Origin of the sequence: Haloplanus sp., from assembly GCF_028275055.1 — an archaeon.
In the GTDB taxonomy this organism is placed as follows: Archaea; Halobacteriota; Halobacteria; order Halobacteriales; family Haloferacaceae; genus Haloplanus.
Map to the genome: position 1 here is coordinate 38,502 of NZ_JAQCNJ010000071.1, position 18,932 is coordinate 57,433.

The window sequence follows — 18,932 nt, forward strand, 5'->3', positions numbered from 1 at the left end:
GCGGTATGGCGACACAAACCGATTCGACGGTGGCGACGAGAGAATCGAACGGCAACTGGCAGGCGGGCGTCATCGGCGGCATCGTCGGCGCGTTGGCGATGGGCGGGCTTGTTCTCGCGATGAACGCGCCAACGCTCGCGGTGGCGATCCCCTCGCTGTACACGCTCGCGCCGCCCCCGAACCCGGGGGTGGGGATGGTCGTCCACGCCTCCCACGGAGCGGTTCTGGGCGTCGTGTTCGCGGCGGCCGTCGGCGCGCTAAACCTGAACTCGACCGGTAAACTCCTCGGGCTAGGTGTCGCGTGGGGCGTTGCGACGTGGGCCGTTCTGGCGGCGTTGCTCATGCCCCTATGGCTGAGCGCCGTTGGCTCGCCCGCCTCGCCGCCGTTCCCCAACTTCGCGCCGCCCTCGCTCCTGTGGCACGTCGTCTATGGCGGCGTTCTCGGCGGCGTCTACGCCGCGACGGCCGACGCGCTCTGAGTGCGCCGGGAGCGAGCGCGGCCTGCGTGGACCTCGGTCGGTGTGTCGGGAGGCAGTGGTCGGGACCGTGTGCAACCGGTCGGTCGGGTCGAACCGTTCCGGGTCGAAAACCGAGAGCAGCGTGCCACGCCCCGCCCGAGGGTTTTAATCCCGGCACGCGTAACGCGGTTCTGTGGCAGACACGGCGGGACACGAGCGGTTCTTTCCCTACGACGAACCGTACCCGAACCAGCGTGAGGCGATGGACCGGATCGCCAACTCGCTGGCCCGTGGACAGGACGTACTGCTCGAAGGCGCACCGGGGACCGGCAAAACGTTGTCGGCACTCGTGCCGGCACTCGCCCACGCCCGCGACGAGGACCGAACGGTGGTCATCACGACGAACGTCCACCAGCAGATGCGCCAGTTCGTCGAGGACGCCCGCGCCATCGCTCGCGAGGCGCCGATCCGGGCGGTCGTTTTCAAGGGAAAGGCGTCGATGTGTCACCTCGACGTGGGGTACGAGGAGTGTCGGAGTCTCAAGGAGACCACCCAATCGCTGGTCGAGGCCGAACGGGACCGTCGGGAACTCGCCGACCGGAGCGACGCCCTCCTCGACGCAGTGCGGGACGGGGACGACGAGGCCGCAGCGGCCCGGACTGCCGTTGTCGACGAACTCGACGAATTGGAGGAGGAAATCGAGGGGTTGGAGGCGGCGAACGTCTGTGAACACTACCGCGCGAACCTCACCCGGAACACGGAGGAGTTCCGGGAATGGCTGTTCGAGGACGTTCGCACCCCAGAGGAGATCTACGCCTACGCCGACGAACGGGGGCTTTGTGGCTACGAACTCCTGAAAGAGGGGATGGAGGAAATCGACCTCGTCGTCTGCAACTACCACCACCTGCTCGATCCCTCGATCCGCGAACACTTTTTTCGGTGGCTGGATCGTGATCCCTCGGAGGTGATCACCGTCTTCGACGAGGCACACAACATCGAGGCCGCGGCCCGCGAACACGCCACCCGGACGCTCTCGGCGCGGACACTCGAGGGTGCGATCGCGGAACTCGACGACGCCGACGACTCGCGGGCATCGAGCGCTCGAAACGTTATCGAGGCGTTTCTGACCGGACTGGAGAGGGCCGTCGACGGTGCGCTGGGCTTTGGAGAACGCGACCAGGTCGGCGAGGAGTGGCACGACCTCGATATCGACAACGACGACCGCCGGGACGACCTGACGCTTGGGTTTCTCGACGCCTACGAGGGCGAAGGAATCGACACCGAACTCGACCTCGCGCTCCAACTGGGTGGAGCACTCGACGAGGCCTACGAGGAGGCGTACCGCCGCGGCGAGACGACGACCCGACAGGAGTCGTCGACGCTCCAGGCGGCGCGGTTCGTTGCCGACTGGATGGGGATGGGGGCGGACCTCGGCCGCCGCCCGATGGCGGCGGTGCGCCGGGACCGGGGGAGCAACGAGGTGTACGGCCGGGCGGAACTGTACACCGCCATCCCTCGGGAGGTGACCGAAGGGTTGTTCGATGAGGTGGCCGCGAGCGTGCTGATGAGCGCGACGTTGCGGCCGTTCGACGTTCTCTCGGACGTGTTGGGACTGGAGTCGCCGGCGACACTGGCCTACGGGCTGGAGTATCCCGAGAAGCGCCGGCGGACCTACGCTGTCACGGGACCGGCGCTCTTTTCTAGCGACCGCGACGACCCCGAGACACAGGCGACGGTCGCGGAGACGCTCGCCGGCGTTATCGGAGTGACGCCGGGCAACACGCTCGTGTTCTGTCCCTCGTACGCGGAGGCCGAGCGGTACCACGGCCGCCTCTCGCTTTCGAACGCCTATCTCGACGAGGCGGGAACACCGACCGAGACCCTCCGTCAGCGGTTCGTCGAAGCCGACGACGCCGCTTTGTTCACGTCGTTGTGGGGCACGCTCGGCGAAGGGGTGAGCTTCGACGGCAACGACGCCCGGACCGTCGTCGTCGTCGGCGTTCCCTATCCCAGCCTCTCGACACGTCTCGAAGCGGTCCAAGACGCCTACGACCGCGAGTACGGCCACCGGACCTCGGACGCGGGCTGGCGATACGCGGTCGAGATTCCGACGATCCGCAAGACCCGACAGGCGCTGGGGCGGGTGATCCGATCGCCCGATGACTTCGGCGTTCGTGTCCTTCTCGATAAACGCTACACGCGCGCCGGGCGCGACATGGGGAAGTACGGTGTTCGCGACTCGTTCCCGGCGGAGGAACGGGACGAGATCATCGACGTCGCCCCCGAGAAACTACAGTTCGCGATGCTGAACTTCTACGCCGACCTCGATGCCTACGATGGTGACCCGCCGGCGCCGTGAGCGACCGCCGAAACGCATTTTGATGTGCCGTCGATGGGCCCTCGTATGCGACGAGGCAGACGCGCCATCGTCGTGGTGATCGTGTTGTTCGGTGCCGGTTGTGTGGGGCTGGCACCCGAAGCCACACCCGACGCGACGGACGCGTCGACGACGACAGCCGTGTCCGACCCCGCCGGCGTCGAGCACGTCGTCCGCGCGGGAGCGGTACCCGACGACATCGCCTCGGTCAGCATCACGCTACAGGTCGTCTTTGTCGACCGGCGCGACGACGTGGGGCCGTGCTGGCGGGAGACGTTTTCCGGGCCGTACAAGCCGACGGTGACGCCCATCCGGCCGCCGAGTGGCGACTGTCACCGGTCGGAGCCGATTACCCTCGACCCGGCCGATATCGACGGCGAGCGGTCGCTGGGTCGGGTCACCGCCCCCGGTCGGTTCGACGGAGGACACGCGCTCCTCGTCACGAACGTGACGGCGACACACGCGAACGGGACGGTCGTCGACGGGATTCGGGTCGACAAGCGCGTGTCGGTGGTCGAAGGGGCGCCGGCAGGCCCCTACCGCGTTCGGCTCTCGGTGTCGTCGTACCGCGGGAGCGACCGCCCATACGACTACTGGGTTATCGGCGAGCGCGAGGGGTGACGGTGGTGTTCAGATGAGCCATCGAGGTTGTGGCTCCCTCGAACGGAGCGCCCGGCGACGGCCGGTCGGACAGCCGACGGGCGGGACCGAAAGCGGCTGGCGTCTCGACGAACCCGGACGAGACAGGCACCGCGATGTGGCGGGAGGCGTGGCGGGTCCCGGGAACCGAGACACCACGGGCGTAGACATCGGCATCGGACGCTCGTTTTCGGAATAACCATCGGGACCGGCCACGCGTTTATGTCGCTGCCATCCTAACGACCCGCGATGCCCCAGAAGCCACGGTCGCGGCCACCCGGTCCAAGCGGGGAGCCGTTGTTCGGCAATAGCAGGCAGTACGCGAAGGATCCGTTCGGTTTTTTGACCGCCTGTGAGGCGGCGTACGGTGACGTGGCGCGGGTTGATCTCGGGCCGATGGAGACGTACGTTCTCACCGATCCGAACGAAATCGAACGGGTGCTGGTTGGCGACCACGAGAAGTTCCAGAAGCCGGAGTTTCAGGACGATGCGCTCGGTCGCCTCCTCGGCGACGGCCTCCTCCTGAGCGAGGGGGAGACGTGGCGGAACCAGCGCGAGATCGCGAACCCGTCGTTCAACATGTCACGGCTCTCCGGTATCGCCGAGACGATGAGCCGGCACGCGACCGAGGCGGTCGCCGAGTGGAAGGACGGCGAGCGGATCGATCTCGAAATCGAGATGGCGCGGCTGACGGTGCGGATCATCGCCGACGCCATGCTCGGTATCGATCTCTCCGAAACGCGGGTTCGGACGATCCAGGAGACCCTCGAACCGCTCGGCGCACGGTTCGAACCGGATCCGCTCCGCTTTGTCACGCCGGACTGGCTCCCGACCCAAGAGAACCGTGCCTACGAGGACGCAGTCGGGCAACTGGAGGACGTGGTCGCGGATATCGTCGCGGAGCGGCGAGGGACCGAGGGACACGCGGACGACGACGACCCGCCGATGGACCTGCTGTCGGCGTTGTTGCGCGCTCAGAACCGCGGTAACCAGACCGACGAGCAGATCCGCGACGAGGTGATGACGATGTTGCTCGCAGGCCACGACACGACGGCGCTGACGCTTACCTACGCCAGTTACCTGCTCTCGGAGCACCGGGCGGTCGAACGCCGCGTTCATGAGGAACTCGACGTCGTTCTCGACGGCCCGCCGACGTTTGCCGACACCCGCGAACTGGGCTACCTCGATAAGGTACTGCAGGAAACGATGCGGCTCTATCCGCCGGTGTACGTCATCTTCCGCGAGCCGACGGTAGACGTGAAACTCGGAGGCTACCGGGTTCCCGCAGGGTCCGCCGTGATGTGTCCCCAGTGGGCCGTCCACCGGTCACCCCGGTGGTGGGACGACCCCGAGACGTTCGATCCCGACCGCTGGGAACGCGGCCGTGCCGCCGACCGTCCACGATTTGCCCATTTCCCGTTCGGCGGTGGGCCACGGGCCTGCATCGGACGGCAGTTCTCGTTGTTGGAGGCGAAACTCATCCTCGGGGTCGTCGGGCAGGAGTTCCGCCTGCGGTACGACCGCGACCGACCGTTCGACCTTCGGGGGTCGCTGACGATGCACCCCGAGGGCGGGATGCCGATGCGGGTCGAGCAACGGAGCTAGGGCCGGGGCAACGAGACGGTCCACCCCGCCTCGCGCCGGGCGCGGCTCCAGAGGTCGAGTTCCGACACCGTCCACGTCACGGAATCGAGGTTCTTTGCGTGGAGGCGGTCGATGGCATCGCCGACCGCCGCGGCGTCGCCGCCGCGGGCGAGGGTGACGTGAGGGACGTACGCCTCGCCCTCCAACTCGTCGTCGACAACGCCGAACGCCTCAACCAGCCGGCGGTGCAGGTCGGCGAGTCCGGGGCTTTCGACGGCGAGGTAGACGACCGGTCCCGGACCGTGCGGAGGCGTCTCGAAGGCGCCGATCCCGGTCACCGACGCCTCGAACGCCGGCGCCGGTGAAAGCGCGCCCCGGAGTCGCTCCCGGAGGTGGTGGTACTCGTCCGCCTCGGCCTCGAACCGCTTGCAGACGAGGGTGTGGCGGTCCCGGATCCGGTCGAAGGGGGTCAGGTCGGACAACAGGTCGGCGGCGAGGCGGTCGACGCGACCCGGGACCGGGACGTTGAGACTGTACACGTCGGAGGATGCGGCGGCGCCGAAAAGAGGATTGTGGGCTCAGATTCGGTCGGACAGCCAGAGAACGATGAGGACGACGATCAACAGGCCGATGACCGGGCGAAGCAGCCCGAGCAGGCCAAAGAGGATGTCGAAAAGTTCCTCGACGATCTCGAGGGCGATCCAGATCACCACCAGAACGAGAACGATCTTCAACAGCGACTCCACGTCGAGGGAGGCGCGGGTCATGGCCGGAGGTGGGAACGGTCCCGATAAAAGGGTAGCGGCCGTCCGGGCGACTTTTGATCGCCGGCACCCAGAAGAAACCGTGATCCCGCTGGTTCACGACTTCGACGGCGAGGTAGTGCTGATCTTTGGCGGCGGGCCCGTCGGCGCACGGAAGGCGCGGCGTTTTGCGGAGGAGGCACGGGTCGTCGTCGTCAGCCCGGTGTTCGCTGACGAGGCGTTCGGCGAGAGCGAGTTCGTCCGCGCCGCGCCCGACCCGGCGGACGTGTCGGGATGGATCGAGGCCACAGACCCCGCACTCGTCGTCGCCGCCACCGACGACGACGACCTCAACGCCGCGGTCGGACGGGCGGCAAGGGAGGCGGGCGTTCTCGTCAACCGCGCGGACCGGAGCGGCGGGCGGGAGCGAGGGAGCGTCGTCGTCCCCGCGACCGTGCGGGACGACCCCGTGGGCGTCGCCGTCACCACGGGCGGAACCAGTCCCGCCGTGAGCCGGCGGTTACGCCGGGAACTCGAATCGAGCATAAAGGGTGCAGGGGCGGTGGCGACGGTCGTCGCCGACCTGCGGGCGGCACTCAAAACGCGGTCGATCGACCCGACGCGTCGTCGTGAGGCCGTCCGCGCCGTCGCCGAGGCCGACACCGTGTGGGCGGTCGCACGGGAAACCGGCGACGAACGGCGGGTTCGTGAGGTCGCCGACCGGATCGTCGCCGACACACTCGACGGCTGATCACCAGTCGACGCTCAACGTACCGTCGCCCTCGGGGTCGGGGGCGATCTCCTCGTCGGTCCGGCGGTCGATCACGTGGATAACTCCCCGCCCCTTTTTGGCCGGGCAGACCTCGGCGGCACGGACGTTGTGGGACAACTCCTCCTCGCCGACGTAGTAGGTCCGGGGGCGTGCCAGCCCGGTGTCGAGAGAAAGGTCCCAGTTCGGGGACACCTCCGCGCATTTCCCGGTGCCGATACAGCCGCTTGCCTCGAAGATGATCTTGTACGGTTTGGTCTCGACTGGCGGGGCGTCGTCGCCGCCAACGTCGCTTGGCCGGATACCGTCGTCGCTCATGAGTGTGGTAGTCGAGGGAGGCTGTTAAACGGGTGGGTCAGAACGCCCGCAGGTCGTCGAGAACGGCCGCGGCGGAACCGTTGTCGATGGCGGCGCGCGCGGCGTCAAGCCCAGAGTCAAGCGAGTCGGCGTCGCCGCCGGCGTGGATCCGGACTGCGGCGTTGAGCGCGATGGCGTCGCGCCAGTGGTCGTCCCGGTCGCCAGCAAGAACCTCGCGGGTGAGGCGGGCGCTGTCTACGGCCACGTCGTCGACCCCCAGATCCGCCTCCTCGAAATCCATGCCGTAGCTGGCCGTCTCTATCTCGTAATCGTCGAACTCGCCCGAGGCCGACCAGTCCGCAACCTTCGTGTAGCCGGGCCGAATGTCGTCGTACCCCTCCATTCCTTGAAACATAACGACCCGGTCTAAGTCGTGGAACTCGCTTCGCTCGAACGTCTCGACGACCTTTTTCGCGAAGGCGAGGTGGTAGAAGGAGCCGAGGTGGACGCTCGCGCCCGCGGGGTTTGCGAGCGTCTCGACCGTGTTGACGAACGTGCGGACGCCCATCCGATCCCGGCGGTCGAACAGGTCGTCGACAACGGCGTTAAACGCCGGCTGGTAGTAGAAGCCAAAGCCCGTCTCGTCGACCATGTCCGCGGAGTCACGGGGCGAGAGTTCGGTCGCCACGCCGAGTTCGTCGAGAACGTGTTTGTACGCGTCCTGTTTCTGCGTGGGGACGCGGTCGCCGGAGTGGGCGACGACGGGCGTGCCCGCGGCGGCCGCGACGACACCGGCCGCGAGACCGAGGATTGCCGTCCGACCCTTGCCGTCGTAGTTGGCGCCGCAGTCGACGGGGTCGGCGTCGGGGGTCGCGTACTCGACGCGCCCGCACATCTCGTCGACAAAGGCGGCGAGTTCCTCCGGCGTGTTGTGCTTCCAACGGTTGGCGAGCCAGAACGCCCCGAGCGTCGTCGGATCGGGGTCACCGTCGAGAATCCGCGTCATCGCTTCCCCGGCTTGGACGCGGGTCATGTCCTCTGCGGATTTCGTTCCGGAACCGACCACTTCGGTCATCAGGCGTTTCAGCGGCCACGACTCCCCGGCTTGGATATCGGTATCGGCGTCGCTCATTGTCGGTTCACCTCCACGACCTCAACGCCGGACGGCGGAGAACCGTCGGTCGCCGCGTCGGTTTCGCCGAGGCAGTGTGCGACCGTCTCACGGACGTCGACGACCCCCCCGACGACGGTGACTGCAGGGGGATCGATGCCGGCCTCGTCGACGCGGTCGACGATGGTATCGAGGGTGCCCGTCACGGTTCGCTCGTCGGGGAGGGTCGCCCGCTCAACCATGGCGACGGGTGTTTCGGGATCGACACCCTCCTCACGGAGGGTTGCGGCGTTGTCGGGCAGGCGGCCAACACCCATCAGAATCACCAGCGTCCCGCCGGCGGCGACGAGGTCGGAGAGTGCCCCCCAGTCGAGGGCGCTGTCGGCTTTGGTCGGATCCTCGTGGCCGGTGACCACCGCGAGCGTCGAGGCGTGGTCGCGGTGGGTTGGGGGGATGCCGGCGACACCGGGCGCGGCGATAGCGCTGGTGACACCGGGCACCACCTCGAAGGGGACGCCGTGGCGTGCGAGGTGTTCGGCCTCCTCGCCGCCGCGGGCGAAGATGGTCGGATCGCCGCCCTTCAGGCGGACCACGTCGTGACCAGCCCGTGCCTCGCGGACGAGGTGGTCGTTGATCTCCGCCTGTGGTGTCCGCTCACCGTCTGCGCGTTTGCCCACGTGTTCGACGCGGGTGGAGTCAGAAATCGATTCGATCACGCCGTCGCCCACGAGCGAGTCGTGGAGAACGACGTCCGCCTCGTCGAGAAGCCGGCGGGCCTTTACCGTCATGAGTTCGGGGTCGCCCGGGCCGGCTCCGACGAGATACACCGTGCCGGTGGTCGTAGTACTCATCGTTGAGGGGTGTCGGGGTGGTTCGGTACCGGTTCGTGCGGCGTGTGGGTCGCGTCGACCGGCGCCGAGACAAGCGTGTTCGTCCGGTCGGTCATGTGTCCTCGGTTCCGTCCACGCGCTCCGCCGCCTTTTGTAGTTCGGTCGCGAGGGTGCGTGCCTCGTCGGCCGAGAGGGTGGCGCGGTCCGCGTGGGCGGGAACGTTATGCAGTTGCGTGTTGTCGAGTTCGAGTTCCAGTGTGACCTCGTCGGGATCCTTCCGGGGGGTCCGCACGTTCAACGTGGCGAAGGCCTCCTCCTCGAAGCCGTGTCCCTCTACGCTCCCGTCGAGAAGGTCAAACGTCGTGAAGGCGTTGACCTTCATCACGCGGTCGGCCATGCTAGTCGTCCGATGGGAGCGGCTGATCGTTGGGGTCCGTCGGCGCGGGCGAGGCACCCATGTCGGTGTTCTCGGCGTACGGATACCACGTCAGCTTCGTGTTGCCGAGGTAGGGGTCCTCGTAGCTCGTCTCCTCGCCGTCGGCGAGGGCAGCGAGTTCGTCCTCGTCGCGTTCGGCGACGAAGTCGCGGAAGGACTGCTCTGGGCCGTCACGTTCCGCCTCGAAGGCCGCAAGCAGGTTGGCGATGTAGCCAGGGACCTCGTCGGCGGGGACGCGCATCTTCACCCAGTCGGCAAAGGTCGGATTCTCGCCGAGGCCGCCGCCGAGGCCGACATCGAACGCCTCGACCGCGTCGCCGTTCTTGCGCGTTTTCATGCCGCGGAGGCTGATGTCTGCGATCTGGGGCTGTGCACAGGAGGCGGTACAACCCGAGAGGTGGATATGGAAGTCGTCGACGCCCTCGGGCAGTTCGACGTTGTTCCGGAGCCACCGGCCGTACCGGACCATCCGGTTTTTCGTCTCGACGATCGAGAGCGAGCAGTACTCGGTTCCGGTACACGCGATGGAACCACGCATGAACGGATGTGGGTCGGGCGAGTGTTCGTCGAGGAGGTCCTCGCCGAGGAAGTCGTCCAGATCCTCGTCGGCGATGTCGCCGACGATAACGTTCTGACGCTGGGTGAGCCCGATCATCTCGGAGCCGTACGACTCTGCGAGGTCCGCGAGTTCGATCACGTCGTCGGCGCCCATCCGACCGACGGTGACATAAAGGCCAACGAAGTTCTGGCCGTCGCTCTGGTCGTGGACGCCGACGTAGTCGCCGTGGGCGTCCGAGCGGCCGGCGTTGTAGTCGTACTCGTCGCGAAGCCCCTCCCCGGCGGTCGGGAGTTCGTAGTCGATATACTCCTCCTGCAGGACCGAGCGGACCTTCTCCGGGCCCCACTCGTCGACGAGGAACTTGATTCGGGCGTTGAAGCGGTCGTCTCGGTCGCCGTAGTCACGGAACAACGCGGACATCCCGGCGGCCACGTCCGCGGCGTTCTCGGGCCGGCAAAAGACGTCGATATCGCGGGCGAAGCGGGGCTCCTTGCGGGAGAGGCCGCCGCCGACGTTGACGTTGAACCCCTCGACCTCCTCGCCGTCGATCTCTTTGATCGCGGGTTCGAAGGCGAGGTCGTTGATATCGCCCTGACCGGAGCCACGGCGGTCGCCGGTCATCGCGACCTTCCACTTCCGGGGCAGGTTGGCGTAGAGGTCGTTGCCTTTGAACGTCTCGTGGAGTTCCTGAACGACCGGCCAGACGTCGATGAGTTCGTCGGCGTCGCGGCCGGCGACGGGCGAGCCGACGATGTTGCGCCACGAGTCGCCACACGCCTGAATCGTCGACAGACCGGCCGACTCGAGTTCGTCCCAGATGTCCGGGATATCCTCGACTTTGATCCAGTGGAGTTGGATCGACTGCCGGGTGGTGAAGTCGGCGTACGCCGACCCGAACTCGGGGTTGTCGACGGGGCCGGTGGCGTAGTCGCGGGCCACCTCGCCGACGGTCCGGAGCTGGTCCGGCGTCATCCGGCCCATCGGCGTCCCGATTCGCATCATGAAGTAGCTCTCTTGACCCTTCCGCTGGTGGTACAGGCCCCACCATTTGAACCGCTCGAACCAGGCGTCGTGTTCGTCCTCGGGGATCGCCTCCCAGCCCTCCTCCGCGAATCGGAGGAGATGGTCGCGTATCTCCATTCCGTAGGTTTCGTCTTTCCAGCGCTCGACTTTGGATGGCATGATACTAACACGGAATGGATCCGAACATATATACCGTCGGTCCCACCCGGAACCTTCCCGCCTCTCCGGGGAGCAGACAAATATTGCTGCTATGTCGGAGACTCAGCTCATCCGTCAGGAACGCGTCCGACGGCGAGAAAGGTGGACGCTTTCGGGGACTACGGGTCTGAACTCGTCGGTTCTCGGATCGACGCGACCGAGCGTCAGCCAGTCGGTGACGCCTTCCTCGCCACACTGGATACACCGGCCTGCGATCCGTGCCTCGACGTTCGCGCCGTCGGCACCAACCTCGACGAACCCTTCTGCGAGAAAGTCCGCGAGGCGGCAGGAACAGAAATCGTGCGTTGCAAGCCGCCAGAGGTCGCTCACGTTCACCTCGCGGGAGTCGTTGACACTGACCCAGGCCCCGTCGTCGAGCTGGTGAACGTCGGTGGTCACTGTCGTCGGTTGGGCCCCGACCGTTCTAAGGCCGTCGCCGTGGGCGACGATTGCCGCCCGTCACGGGCGGCGGTGGCCCCCCTAATCGGTCGCCCCCGGTCGATTTACCCGAATCGAGGTGTCGGTGGTACCGGAAATCCCCGCCTCAATGTTGGAGAATGGGTAGCGATTACGCCGGCACACGGTATTATACGTACACACGGTGTACGAGTGTTCGATGAGCGAGAACAGCGAGACCGTGACGGGGTCGTCGGACGCGGACACCGACCGGGACGCCGCCGAGGAGCGAAACCACCTCTCCGATGTCGAGGCCGGTGCAGGCTGTACGGAGATCTGGGAGCATCTGAGCGAAACCCGCGACGGCGCGGAACAGGACTGAAACCGGAGTTACGGCTTTTCACGACCGGACACCGACCCGAGCGAAGATGAGCGACGCGACCGTCGGGCGGCAAGGAGCCGAGAGTATATGGGGCGTCCCGGTCAACGGCCGACGAGGAATGTTCGACGAGATCATGGAGAAGTTCAAGGGGAGCCCGAGCCAACAGGCCGTGATTCGGCTGCTGCTCGAGCGGGGCTTTTCTGTCAACGACGAGGGGCGGGTCGTCTCCGGTGGCATCGAAATCCCCAACACGGGGATCGCCCGCGAGATCGATGTCGACCGACGGGTGGTCGACTCAACGACAAACGTCATTCTCGATGACCCACAGCTTCGACGGATCTTCCAGAATATCACGGCGATCCCGAGCCTGATGGATCTGGCACCTGTTCTCGATCTGACCGTGCTGACGATCTGGGTCGACGACGAGACCGAGTCCGGTATCGTCGCCGACGTGACCGCGGCCGTCGCCGACCACGACATCTCCATCCGGCAGGTGATCAGCGAGGACCCCGAGTTTGTCGACGACCCCAAACTCTACGTCATCACGGACGCCACCCTGCCGGGAGAGCTTCTCGTCGAGGTCCGTGATCTCCCGTACGTCCGCCGGGTCGAGTTCTGAGATGGTCGACACGTACCGGACGGTTCCGGCGCGCGGGCAGGCCGAGTTCGAGGTGAAGGGGTCGGAGTTTATCGGTCACGTCGCGCCTGCCGGCTCCGTCGAGACGGCGGAGGCGTTCGTCGACGAAGTGCGGGAGGCGTACGCCGACGCGACACACAACGTCCCGGCCTACCGCGTCCCGGCGACCGGCGGCGAGATGCTCCGCGAGTGGGCGAGCGACGACGGCGAACCCACGGGATCGGCGGGAGATCCGGCGCTCAACGTTCTCGTCCAGCGTGATATCGAACACGTCGTCGCGGTGGTGACCCGGTACTACGGCGGCGTCAACCTCGGTGTCGGGGGGTTGGCACGGGCGTACGCCAGAGGTGTGAGCGACGCCGTCGAGGACGCAGGTGTCGTCGAGAAGCGACCCCACGAACGCGTGACCGTCACCGTCGACTACGACGACTCGGGAACGGTCCGAAGCATTTTGGAAAGCGAGGGCGTCGCGTTCGAGGCGGCTTACGAGACGCGGGCTGCCTTCGACGTGCGGGTGCCGGTCGGCGAGGCCGACGCGCTTCGGGACCGCCTCCGGAGCGCAACGAGCGGACGGGTCGACCTGTCGTAACGGCCGTCTACCGAGTGCTCCGGAGCGCTACCGGGGTCGGCTTCGGTAGCGGTTCAGAGGGAGAACATCGCCTCGCCGTTTGGCGGTTCTCGACCGGAAATGAGGGGGTCAGGTCGTTCGGAAGGCGCGGTCGCCGGCGTCGCCGAGGCCGGGAACGATAAACCCGTCGTCGTCGAGGTGGTCGTCGATGGCGACGGTCAGGAGGTCCGCCTCGGGGACGGTCTCGGAGACCCGGAGGAGACCGTCCGGCGCGCTGACCGCCGAGAGGACAAACAGGTTCTCGAAGCCGGTCGCCTCCTCGAGAACGTGCCCGAGAACGGCACACATCGTCGACCCGGTGGCGAGCATCGGATCGGCGACGATGACGGTGTCGTCCGAGCCGATTTCCGGGAGTTTCACGTAGTCGACGGTGATGGGAAACTCACCCGACTCGTTCATGCCGGCCGCCTCGTCGCGGCCGGCGCTGATGACGCCCTGCTTTGCGCGCGGGAACGCTTTCAACAGGCCCTCGACGAACGGCGTCGCCGCCCGGAGAACGTTGATGATGACAACGTTGTCGAGTCCCCGCACCCGTTCGCCGGTCGTCTCGGCCAGCGGCGTCTCGAGGGCGACGTACTCGGTGTCCATCGCGCCGTCGATGATCTCGTAGCCACAGATGCGGCCGAGTTTCACCAGTCCCTTCCGAAACGCCACCTGTTCGGTGTCGACATCCCGGATCTTCGACAACGTGTCCTTTGCGAGTGCGTGGGTGACGAGGTGTGCCTCGTCGCGGTCCTCTATCGTCATCGTCGGTGAACCGACCGGAGACAACTTAAAACGACTGACGCGGGACCGCGTGGTGAGGGAGGTCACACCGGTGTGGATTGGGGCGATATCGGGGACCGACAGCGCTCGCCCCACGACCCACGGAGCGTGGAAACCCCCATCTCGGCGCGTGTGCCCACCCCGTGTCGGTCGCGGTGTTGTCGGGCCGAGGGCATCGGCCACACCCACGGGTGTTTCGAACGGCGTCGGACGGTCGTTCACTCGGTCATGAGGAGTGGCTACGGTTCGTAGACGTGGACGTCGCCGTCGACGGCCGGCGCGCCGATGGCGACAACGTCGACGGTGTCGGCGGCGTCCTCGGGATTGTACGCGAACTGTGGGTTGTCCGGTTCGACCGTGAGCAGCGTATCGGGGCCCGCTTTGAGGGTTCCCTCCGGCGTGTCGACGTGGAGCGTTCCGGAAAGGACATAAAAGGCCTCCTCCTGTTCGTCGTGGTAGTGATACGCGAGTGGGAGTTCCTCGCCCGGTTCTGCCGTGTAGCGGTTGATCGCCATCTCCGAGATACCGGCCACCTCCGACAACGAACGGCGCATGCAGGGGCGGTCGGGGTCCGGATCGACCTCGTCCGTGTCGACGACGTGATAGCCCATGCGAACCCCGAATCGGCGGGCGGATAAAAATCCAGCCGTCGTCATCGGCGGTAAGTTTTAATCGCTCGCCACCCGTATCGACGGGCACGATGGCTCGAATCGGAACGCGAACGTATGGCCGTGTAACGGCTGCTTCGGTCGGTTCGATCCGGCGGAGCGGTCGGTAGCGGCACGGAATCCTTTTATACGGCAACACCATGGGAGACTGACGAGCGATGGAAGAGAGCGTATCCGGATTCAAACGCCGGGGCGCGTGGGGAGAGATCGTCGAACACGGGGAGCGCATCACGCGGGCGCTCCGCGACGCCGGCGCAGAGGGCGAGGCGTTCGAGGAGTGGGACGAGTGGCGGCCCAAATCCCACGAACGCCTCGGCGAGGACGTGAGTCAAAAAACCGCAGAACAGGCAAGCGTCGGCGAGGGTGAAGGTGAGAAAGCGGGCAAAGAGCCGGATGAGGATCTCCGGACGGCCGGAGAAAAACTCTCCGAGTCGTACAACCACGTCGAAGAAGGTGACAACGGTGAGGCCGTCGAGCGGTGGCAGGACTCGATCAACTACGTCGCCCGCGCGGCAGACTCCGCGGGCCGGAAGGCGCTTCGGGCGGTCGAGGGCACCGTCTACCGGAAGGTGATGACTCAGCTTGCGCCATACTACTTCGATAACGCGCTCGTGAGCGCGAACATCCAGAAGACGACCCGGGGGGGCGACGAGGACCAGTTTATTTTCGAGGTGAACGTTAACGACGATGACCTCAAGACGGCGGTGAGCGACCGTCTCGCCGACTACGAGAACGACATCGACCGTTGGCACGTCGACATCGAAAAGGAAACGTCGGTCGCCGAGGCCGTCGAAGGGGTCGAAGCACCCCCCGAACGGGACGGTTCGGGGTCAACGACGAACTGAAACCGTCGACCGTGGATCGGTCGGGCGATCCACCACACCTATGCCCGTCTCGGTCCAACGTCGCGTATGCACGTCGAGTTCGACCGTGATACCTGCATCGGGATGTTCCAGTGCGTCGAGGAGTGGGAGGCGTTCGAGGAGAACCGCGACGAGGGGAAGGCGGACTTTGCCGGGAGCGAGGAGACGGACCCCGACCTGTTCGTTCGCGAGGTACCGGAGGACGCCGAACTGGACGCCGAGTTCGCCGCGCGGACCTGTCCCGTCGATGCGATCCGCCTCTACGACGACGACGGTGAGCAGATCGTGTGAGTTCGGGAGCTCGATCGATAAGGGGCGAATCTCGCCTGGCACGCCGGGACACGCACACGCTATTACTTTCACCGCGGTTCGCCAACCCTTAACCACGACGACGACGAAAGACAGCCGATGTCGGTTCCCGACGGCGGCCACGTCGACCACCCGTTGCTTACCTCGGGACTCATCGAGCGGCGTGAGTACCAGCAGCGACTCGCCGACACCGCACGCGGCGACCACACGCTCGTCTGCCTCCCCACGGGACTGGGCAAGACGACGGTAAGCCTGCTCGTGACCGCCGACCGCCTCCACGAGACGGGCGGGACGGCGCTCTTTCTCGCGCCGACAAAACCGCTGGTCAAACAACACGCCGACTTCTACCGCGAGGCGCTGACGATCCCCGACGACGAAATCACGGTGTTCACCGGCGACGTGCGGCCGGACGACCGGGGCGATCTGTGGGCGGACAGTCGGATCGTCATCGCGACGCCACAGGTCGTCGAGAACGACCTGATCGGCGGCCGGATCTCGCTTGCCGACGTGACACACCTCACCTTCGACGAGTGCCACCGCGCGACCGGCGACTACGCGTACGTCTACATCGCGGAGCGCTACCACGCCGACGCCGAGCAACCGCTGGTGACGGCGATGAGCGCCTCGCCCGGCGGCGACGAGGAGGCGATCCGGACGGTGTGTGAGAATCTCGGTCTCGGGGAGGTGACCGTGATGACCGAAAACGACGCAGACGTAGCCGACTACACCCACGATACCGAGGTGGAGTGGGAGCGGGTGACGCTGCCGGACGAGGTGATCGAGATCCGGGACGGGATAAACGAGGTGATCACGGATCGCTTGGAGCAACTGAAACAACTCGGCGTCACCAACGCAACGAGCCCGGACCTCTCCCAGCGCGACCTCAACCGGATGCGCGGAGAGTTACAAAAGCTCATCGACGCCGACCAGTCGGAGGGATACGAAGGGATGTCGATCCACGCGGAGGTGATGAAACTCCGGCGGGCGGTCGAACTCGCGGAGACACAGTCGGTGGAGTCGCTCCGGCGGTACTTCGAGCGACAACGCAACGCCGCCCGGTCCTCTGGGGCGTCAAAAGCGAGTCAGCGACTGATCGCGGAGCCGGCGGTCCGCGAGGCGATGCGAAACGCCGAGTCGTTCGACGACCTCCACCCCAAGTTTCGCCAGACACGCGTGTTGTTGGCCCGGACGCTCGGCATTGGCGGGGGGGAACGCGTTATCGTTTTCACCGAGTCCCGCGACACGGCCGAGGCGCTCACCGACTTTCTGGGCGAGAGCTTCGACGTCCGGCGGTTCGTCGGACAGAGCGACAAGAAAGGGTCGGACGGGATGACCCAGACGGAGCAAAGCGAGACGCTAGACGCCTTCCGAGCCGGCGAGTTCGAGGTACTGGTTTCCACCTCCGTCGCCGAGGAGGGACTGGACGTCCCGGAGGTCGACCTCGTGCTCTTTTATGAACCCGTACCGACGGCGATCCGGTCGATCCAGCGGAAGGGCCGGACCGGGAGACAGGAGGAGGGTCGGGTGGTCGTGCTCATGGCAGAAGACACCCGCGACGAGGCATTCTTTTGGATCTCTCGCCGCCGTGAGCGGGAGATGGAGAACGAACTGATGCAACTAAAAGGGGTCGCCGACGAGGTGGCGGCGGACCTCGACGACTCACAGACCGCACTGGACTCGTTCGACGGCAGCGCCCAAGCGGACGAGACCGGAACCGTGGCCACTGAGAAATCGGAGGCGGACGGGGGGACGGCGGCCCAGCCGGGACTCGGGGCGTTCGGTGGGGGGGACGGGGGCGATTCGGAGACGGGCGAGGCCGACGACGGAGCCGGTGACGGGGTCGTCGCCACCGCCGGCACCGACGAGGAGGAGGCGGTCGAGATCGTCGTCGATCAACGCGAACTCGATTCGACCATCGCGCGCGACCTCTCGACCAGAGAAGGGATCGAGACACGACTGGAGACGCTTGCGGTGGGCGACTACGTCGTCTCCGACCGGGTGGCGGTCGAGCGCAAATCCGTCGCCGACTTTCTCGATACTCTCACCGGGGGTGACCGTTCGTTGTTCGAACAGGTCGGCGACCTCACGCGCCACTACGCCCGGCCGGTCGTCGTTCTCGAGGGCGACGGTCTCTACGAGGAGCGAAACGTCCACCCCGACGCGATTCGGGGGGCGTTGGCATCACTGTCGGTCGACTTTGGGGTGAGCGTCCTCCGAACCGACGGGGAGGCCGACACCGCCGACCTCCTCGCGGTTATCGCAGGACGCGAGCAGACGACGAAAGACCGAGCGGTCAGCGTCCACGGCGAGAAGAGTTCGAAGACGCTGGCCGAACAACAGGAGTATGTCGTTGGCGCTATCGCGGACATCGGGCCGGTTACCGCGCGGTCCCTGTTGGAACAGTTCGGGACCGTCGAGGCCGTGATGACCGCACGCGAGGCGGATCTGATGGAGGTCGACGGGGTCGGGGAGGTGACCGCGGAGCGGATCCGGAACGTGGTGGGTAGCGATTATCGGTGAAGGGTAAGCGGTAAGCGGTGAGCGGCGAGTCGAATCTCGATCAACGAACAGGTTCGAGTGCTGCGAGCGTCTCGGCCGCCTCGCGGGCGGCCCCGAGCAGTTCCGCGGCCCGGGCGGGATCATCCGCGTCCTCGGCGGCGCGGGCGTACCGAACGAGCGTCCGGGAAAGTGACCCGCGGGCCGTCTCGACGGTTGCGTCGGGACGGGAGTCGGTGGTCTGCGCCGCCGACACATCGCCGTTCCCGTCGACGGGGACGCGGTCCCGAGCGTCGTCGGGCCGGACGGGCGACCGCTCGGCATCGACGTTCGACGGGGCCCGGCGGGAGGTGTCGGCGTCGGAATCGGCATCGGCATCGGGGGTGGGACCGTCGGGGGTGGCCGGTTCGTGGTCTGTCGCCTCGGCGGTCGGAGCCGAGGCCGAAACCGAGGCCGAGTCGGTCCCGGTCTGTGTGTCTGTGTCGGTGGTGGCCGCGTCGACGGTGTCACCCTCAGCCTGGCACGTCGGACAGAACGCCTGCCCGTCGTGGCGGAAGATGGGGTCGCCACAGGTGTCACAGTGATTGTTGGTCATCGTCGCGCCCTTCAGTAGGAGTTCGCTCATGCGTTGTGTGGCGGCACGCTTCTCCTGATCCCGTTCGTACTTCTCCCGGAGGCGTTCACGTTCGGCCTCCTTGTCGAACCCGCTCATACATCGAGGGAGGCGACCGACGTCGAAAAACCCCACGGGGACGGGACGCCAC

Annotated in this window: 22 protein-coding genes; 11 read left to right on the forward strand and 11 right to left on the reverse strand. The window is 66.5% G+C overall.

The annotated features are described in order from the left end of the window. Positions 1 to 5 precede the first annotated feature (5 nt). The 4 genes from Q0925_RS09220 to Q0925_RS09235 all read left to right on the forward strand — a co-directional run bounded on the left by Q0925_RS09220 (position 6) and on the right by Q0925_RS09235 (position 5,079). Positions 6 to 479, forward strand: coding sequence for a histidine kinase (locus tag Q0925_RS09220; protein ID WP_299334529.1), 474 nt, complete (start codon positions 6 to 8; stop codon positions 477 to 479). A gap of 172 nt (positions 480 to 651) precedes the next feature. Beyond that, positions 652 to 2,817 carry an ATP-dependent DNA helicase gene (locus Q0925_RS09225; RefSeq protein WP_299334532.1) on the forward strand — a complete coding sequence of 722 codons (2,166 nt, stop codon included), beginning with the start codon at positions 652 to 654 and terminating at the stop codon, positions 2,815 to 2,817. Between the two features lie 45 nt (positions 2,818 to 2,862). Beyond that, positions 2,863 to 3,456 carry a hypothetical protein gene (locus Q0925_RS09230; RefSeq protein ID WP_299334534.1) on the forward strand — a complete coding sequence of 198 codons (594 nt, stop codon included), beginning with the start codon at positions 2,863 to 2,865 and terminating at the stop codon, positions 3,454 to 3,456. 267 nt (positions 3,457 to 3,723) lie between these two features. Continuing rightward, positions 3,724 to 5,079: a cytochrome P450 gene (locus tag Q0925_RS09235; protein WP_299334536.1), complete on the forward strand. Its 1,356-nt coding sequence runs from the start codon at positions 3,724 to 3,726 to the stop codon at positions 5,077 to 5,079. Here the strand turns inward: Q0925_RS09235 and Q0925_RS09240 are convergent. Next, on the reverse strand, positions 5,076 to 5,597 hold the full coding sequence (locus Q0925_RS09240; protein ID WP_299334538.1) for a 2'-5' RNA ligase family protein: 522 nt from the start codon (positions 5,595 to 5,597) through the stop codon (positions 5,076 to 5,078). The genes Q0925_RS09235 and Q0925_RS09240 overlap by 4 nt on opposite strands. Before the next feature lie 39 nt (positions 5,598 to 5,636). Then, on the reverse strand, positions 5,637 to 5,825 hold the full coding sequence (locus Q0925_RS09245; protein WP_299334541.1) for a DUF7554 family protein: 189 nt from the start codon (positions 5,823 to 5,825) through the stop codon (positions 5,637 to 5,639). Positions 5,826 to 5,904: 79 nt separating this feature from the next. Between Q0925_RS09245 and Q0925_RS09250 the strand changes: the two genes are divergently transcribed. Beyond that, positions 5,905 to 6,552, forward strand: a complete 648-nt coding sequence (locus Q0925_RS09250; RefSeq protein ID WP_299334544.1) for a precorrin-2 dehydrogenase/sirohydrochlorin ferrochelatase family protein — start codon at positions 5,905 to 5,907, stop codon at positions 6,550 to 6,552. Here the strand turns inward: Q0925_RS09250 and Q0925_RS09255 are convergent, their stop codons facing one another. The 6 genes from Q0925_RS09255 to Q0925_RS09280 form a co-directional block, all read right to left on the reverse strand. Next, positions 6,553 to 6,888: a ferredoxin gene (locus Q0925_RS09255; protein WP_299334547.1), complete on the reverse strand. Its 336-nt coding sequence runs from the start codon at positions 6,886 to 6,888 to the stop codon at positions 6,553 to 6,555. Positions 6,889 to 6,925: 37 nt separating this feature from the next. Next, positions 6,926 to 7,999, reverse strand: a complete 1,074-nt coding sequence (locus Q0925_RS09260) for an anthranilate phosphoribosyltransferase (protein WP_299334549.1) — start codon at positions 7,997 to 7,999, stop codon at positions 6,926 to 6,928. Then, on the reverse strand, positions 7,996 to 8,829 hold the full coding sequence (gene cobA / locus Q0925_RS09265) for a uroporphyrinogen-III C-methyltransferase (protein WP_299334552.1): 834 nt from the start codon (positions 8,827 to 8,829) through the stop codon (positions 7,996 to 7,998). The genes Q0925_RS09260 and cobA overlap by 4 nt, the downstream gene beginning before the upstream one ends. Before the next feature lie 91 nt (positions 8,830 to 8,920). Beyond that, on the reverse strand, positions 8,921 to 9,205 hold the full coding sequence (locus Q0925_RS09270; RefSeq protein WP_299334555.1) for a DUF6360 family protein: 285 nt from the start codon (positions 9,203 to 9,205) through the stop codon (positions 8,921 to 8,923). A 1-nt stretch (position 9,206) separates the two neighbouring features. After that, positions 9,207 to 10,985, reverse strand: coding sequence for a nitrite/sulfite reductase (locus tag Q0925_RS09275; protein ID WP_299334558.1), 1,779 nt, complete (start codon positions 10,983 to 10,985; stop codon positions 9,207 to 9,209). A 114-nt stretch (positions 10,986 to 11,099) separates the two neighbouring features. Continuing rightward, complete coding sequence (locus Q0925_RS09280; RefSeq protein ID WP_299334560.1) at positions 11,100 to 11,423, reverse strand: hypothetical protein; 324 nt, start codon at positions 11,421 to 11,423, stop codon at positions 11,100 to 11,102. 217 nt (positions 11,424 to 11,640) lie between these two features. Between Q0925_RS09280 and Q0925_RS09285 the strand changes: the two genes are divergently transcribed. The 3 genes from Q0925_RS09285 (at position 11,641) to Q0925_RS09295 (ending at position 13,028) form a co-directional block, all read left to right on the forward strand. Next, positions 11,641 to 11,802, forward strand: a complete 162-nt coding sequence (locus Q0925_RS09285) for a hypothetical protein (RefSeq protein WP_299334563.1) — start codon at positions 11,641 to 11,643, stop codon at positions 11,800 to 11,802. 118 nt (positions 11,803 to 11,920) lie between these two features. Next, the gene (locus tag Q0925_RS09290) at positions 11,921 to 12,421 is read left to right on the forward strand and encodes an amino acid-binding protein (RefSeq protein ID WP_299334628.1); all 501 of its coding nucleotides are present in this window, start codon (positions 11,921 to 11,923) and stop codon (positions 12,419 to 12,421) included. A gap of 1 nt (position 12,422) precedes the next feature. Then, complete coding sequence (locus Q0925_RS09295; protein WP_299334565.1) at positions 12,423 to 13,028, forward strand: IMPACT family protein; 606 nt, start codon at positions 12,423 to 12,425, stop codon at positions 13,026 to 13,028. 108 nt (positions 13,029 to 13,136) lie between these two features. Here the strand turns inward: Q0925_RS09295 and upp are convergent, their stop codons facing one another. Both upp and Q0925_RS09305 read right to left on the reverse strand, forming a co-directional pair. Further along, a complete protein-coding gene (gene upp, locus Q0925_RS09300) occupies positions 13,137 to 13,814 on the reverse strand; it encodes a uracil phosphoribosyltransferase (RefSeq protein WP_299334568.1) in 678 nt (225 codons plus the stop codon). Positions 13,815 to 14,071: 257 nt separating this feature from the next. Further along, on the reverse strand, positions 14,072 to 14,443 hold the full coding sequence (locus Q0925_RS09305; RefSeq protein WP_299334571.1) for a cupin domain-containing protein: 372 nt from the start codon (positions 14,441 to 14,443) through the stop codon (positions 14,072 to 14,074). A gap of 215 nt (positions 14,444 to 14,658) precedes the next feature. Between Q0925_RS09305 and Q0925_RS09310 the strand changes: the two genes are divergently transcribed. From Q0925_RS09310 to Q0925_RS09320, 3 genes are all read left to right on the forward strand, one after another. Next, on the forward strand, positions 14,659 to 15,345 hold the full coding sequence (locus Q0925_RS09310) for a DUF5828 family protein (RefSeq protein ID WP_299334573.1): 687 nt from the start codon (positions 14,659 to 14,661) through the stop codon (positions 15,343 to 15,345). Positions 15,346 to 15,411: 66 nt separating this feature from the next. Next, entirely contained in the window at positions 15,412 to 15,654 is a 243-nt protein-coding gene (locus Q0925_RS09315) for a ferredoxin (protein WP_299334576.1), read from the forward strand. Between the two features lie 117 nt (positions 15,655 to 15,771). Next, complete coding sequence (locus Q0925_RS09320) at positions 15,772 to 18,192, forward strand: DEAD/DEAH box helicase (protein ID WP_299334578.1); 2,421 nt, start codon at positions 15,772 to 15,774, stop codon at positions 18,190 to 18,192. A 40-nt stretch (positions 18,193 to 18,232) separates the two neighbouring features. On the opposite strand, the gene Q0925_RS09325 is transcribed toward Q0925_RS09320, so the two are convergent. Next, complete coding sequence (locus Q0925_RS09325) at positions 18,233 to 18,880, reverse strand: Sjogren's syndrome/scleroderma autoantigen 1 family protein (RefSeq protein ID WP_299334580.1); 648 nt, start codon at positions 18,878 to 18,880, stop codon at positions 18,233 to 18,235. Between the last annotated feature and the right edge of the window lie 52 nt (positions 18,881 to 18,932).

Bases quoted from the DNA above. Each gene is read 5' to 3' on its own strand.
- Q0925_RS09275 (WP_299334558.1), bottom strand. From the start codon at position 10,985: ATGCCATCCAAAGTCGAGCGCTGGAAAGACGAAACCTACGGAATGGAG.
- Q0925_RS09305 (WP_299334571.1), bottom strand. From the start codon at position 14,443: ATGGGCTATCACGTCGTCGACACGGACGAGGTCGATCCGGACCCCGAC.
- Q0925_RS09290 (WP_299334628.1), top strand. From the start codon at position 11,921: ATGTTCGACGAGATCATGGAGAAGTTCAAGGGGAGCCCGAGCCAACAG.
- Q0925_RS09315 (WP_299334576.1), top strand. From the start codon at position 15,412: ATGCACGTCGAGTTCGACCGTGATACCTGCATCGGGATGTTCCAGTGC.
- Q0925_RS09245 (WP_299334541.1), bottom strand. From the start codon at position 5,825: ATGACCCGCGCCTCCCTCGACGTGGAGTCGCTGTTGAAGATCGTTCTC.
- Q0925_RS09255 (WP_299334547.1), bottom strand. From the start codon at position 6,888: ATGAGCGACGACGGTATCCGGCCAAGCGACGTTGGCGGCGACGACGCC.
- Q0925_RS09320 (WP_299334578.1), top strand. From the start codon at position 15,772: ATGTCGGTTCCCGACGGCGGCCACGTCGACCACCCGTTGCTTACCTCG.
- Q0925_RS09230 (WP_299334534.1), top strand. From the start codon at position 2,863: ATGCGACGAGGCAGACGCGCCATCGTCGTGGTGATCGTGTTGTTCGGT.
- Q0925_RS09285 (WP_299334563.1), top strand. From the start codon at position 11,641: ATGAGCGAGAACAGCGAGACCGTGACGGGGTCGTCGGACGCGGACACC.
- Q0925_RS09310 (WP_299334573.1), top strand. From the start codon at position 14,659: ATGGAAGAGAGCGTATCCGGATTCAAACGCCGGGGCGCGTGGGGAGAG.
- Q0925_RS09270 (WP_299334555.1), bottom strand. From the start codon at position 9,205: ATGGCCGACCGCGTGATGAAGGTCAACGCCTTCACGACGTTTGACCTT.
- upp (WP_299334568.1), bottom strand. From the start codon at position 13,814: ATGACGATAGAGGACCGCGACGAGGCACACCTCGTCACCCACGCACTC.
- Q0925_RS09220 (WP_299334529.1), top strand. From the start codon at position 6: ATGGCGACACAAACCGATTCGACGGTGGCGACGAGAGAATCGAACGGC.
- Q0925_RS09260 (WP_299334549.1), bottom strand. From the start codon at position 7,999: ATGAGCGACGCCGATACCGATATCCAAGCCGGGGAGTCGTGGCCGCTG.
- cobA (WP_299334552.1), bottom strand. From the start codon at position 8,829: ATGAGTACTACGACCACCGGCACGGTGTATCTCGTCGGAGCCGGCCCG.
- Q0925_RS09325 (WP_299334580.1), bottom strand. From the start codon at position 18,880: ATGAGCGGGTTCGACAAGGAGGCCGAACGTGAACGCCTCCGGGAGAAG.
- Q0925_RS09295 (WP_299334565.1), top strand. From the start codon at position 12,423: ATGGTCGACACGTACCGGACGGTTCCGGCGCGCGGGCAGGCCGAGTTC.
- Q0925_RS09235 (WP_299334536.1), top strand. From the start codon at position 3,724: ATGCCCCAGAAGCCACGGTCGCGGCCACCCGGTCCAAGCGGGGAGCCG.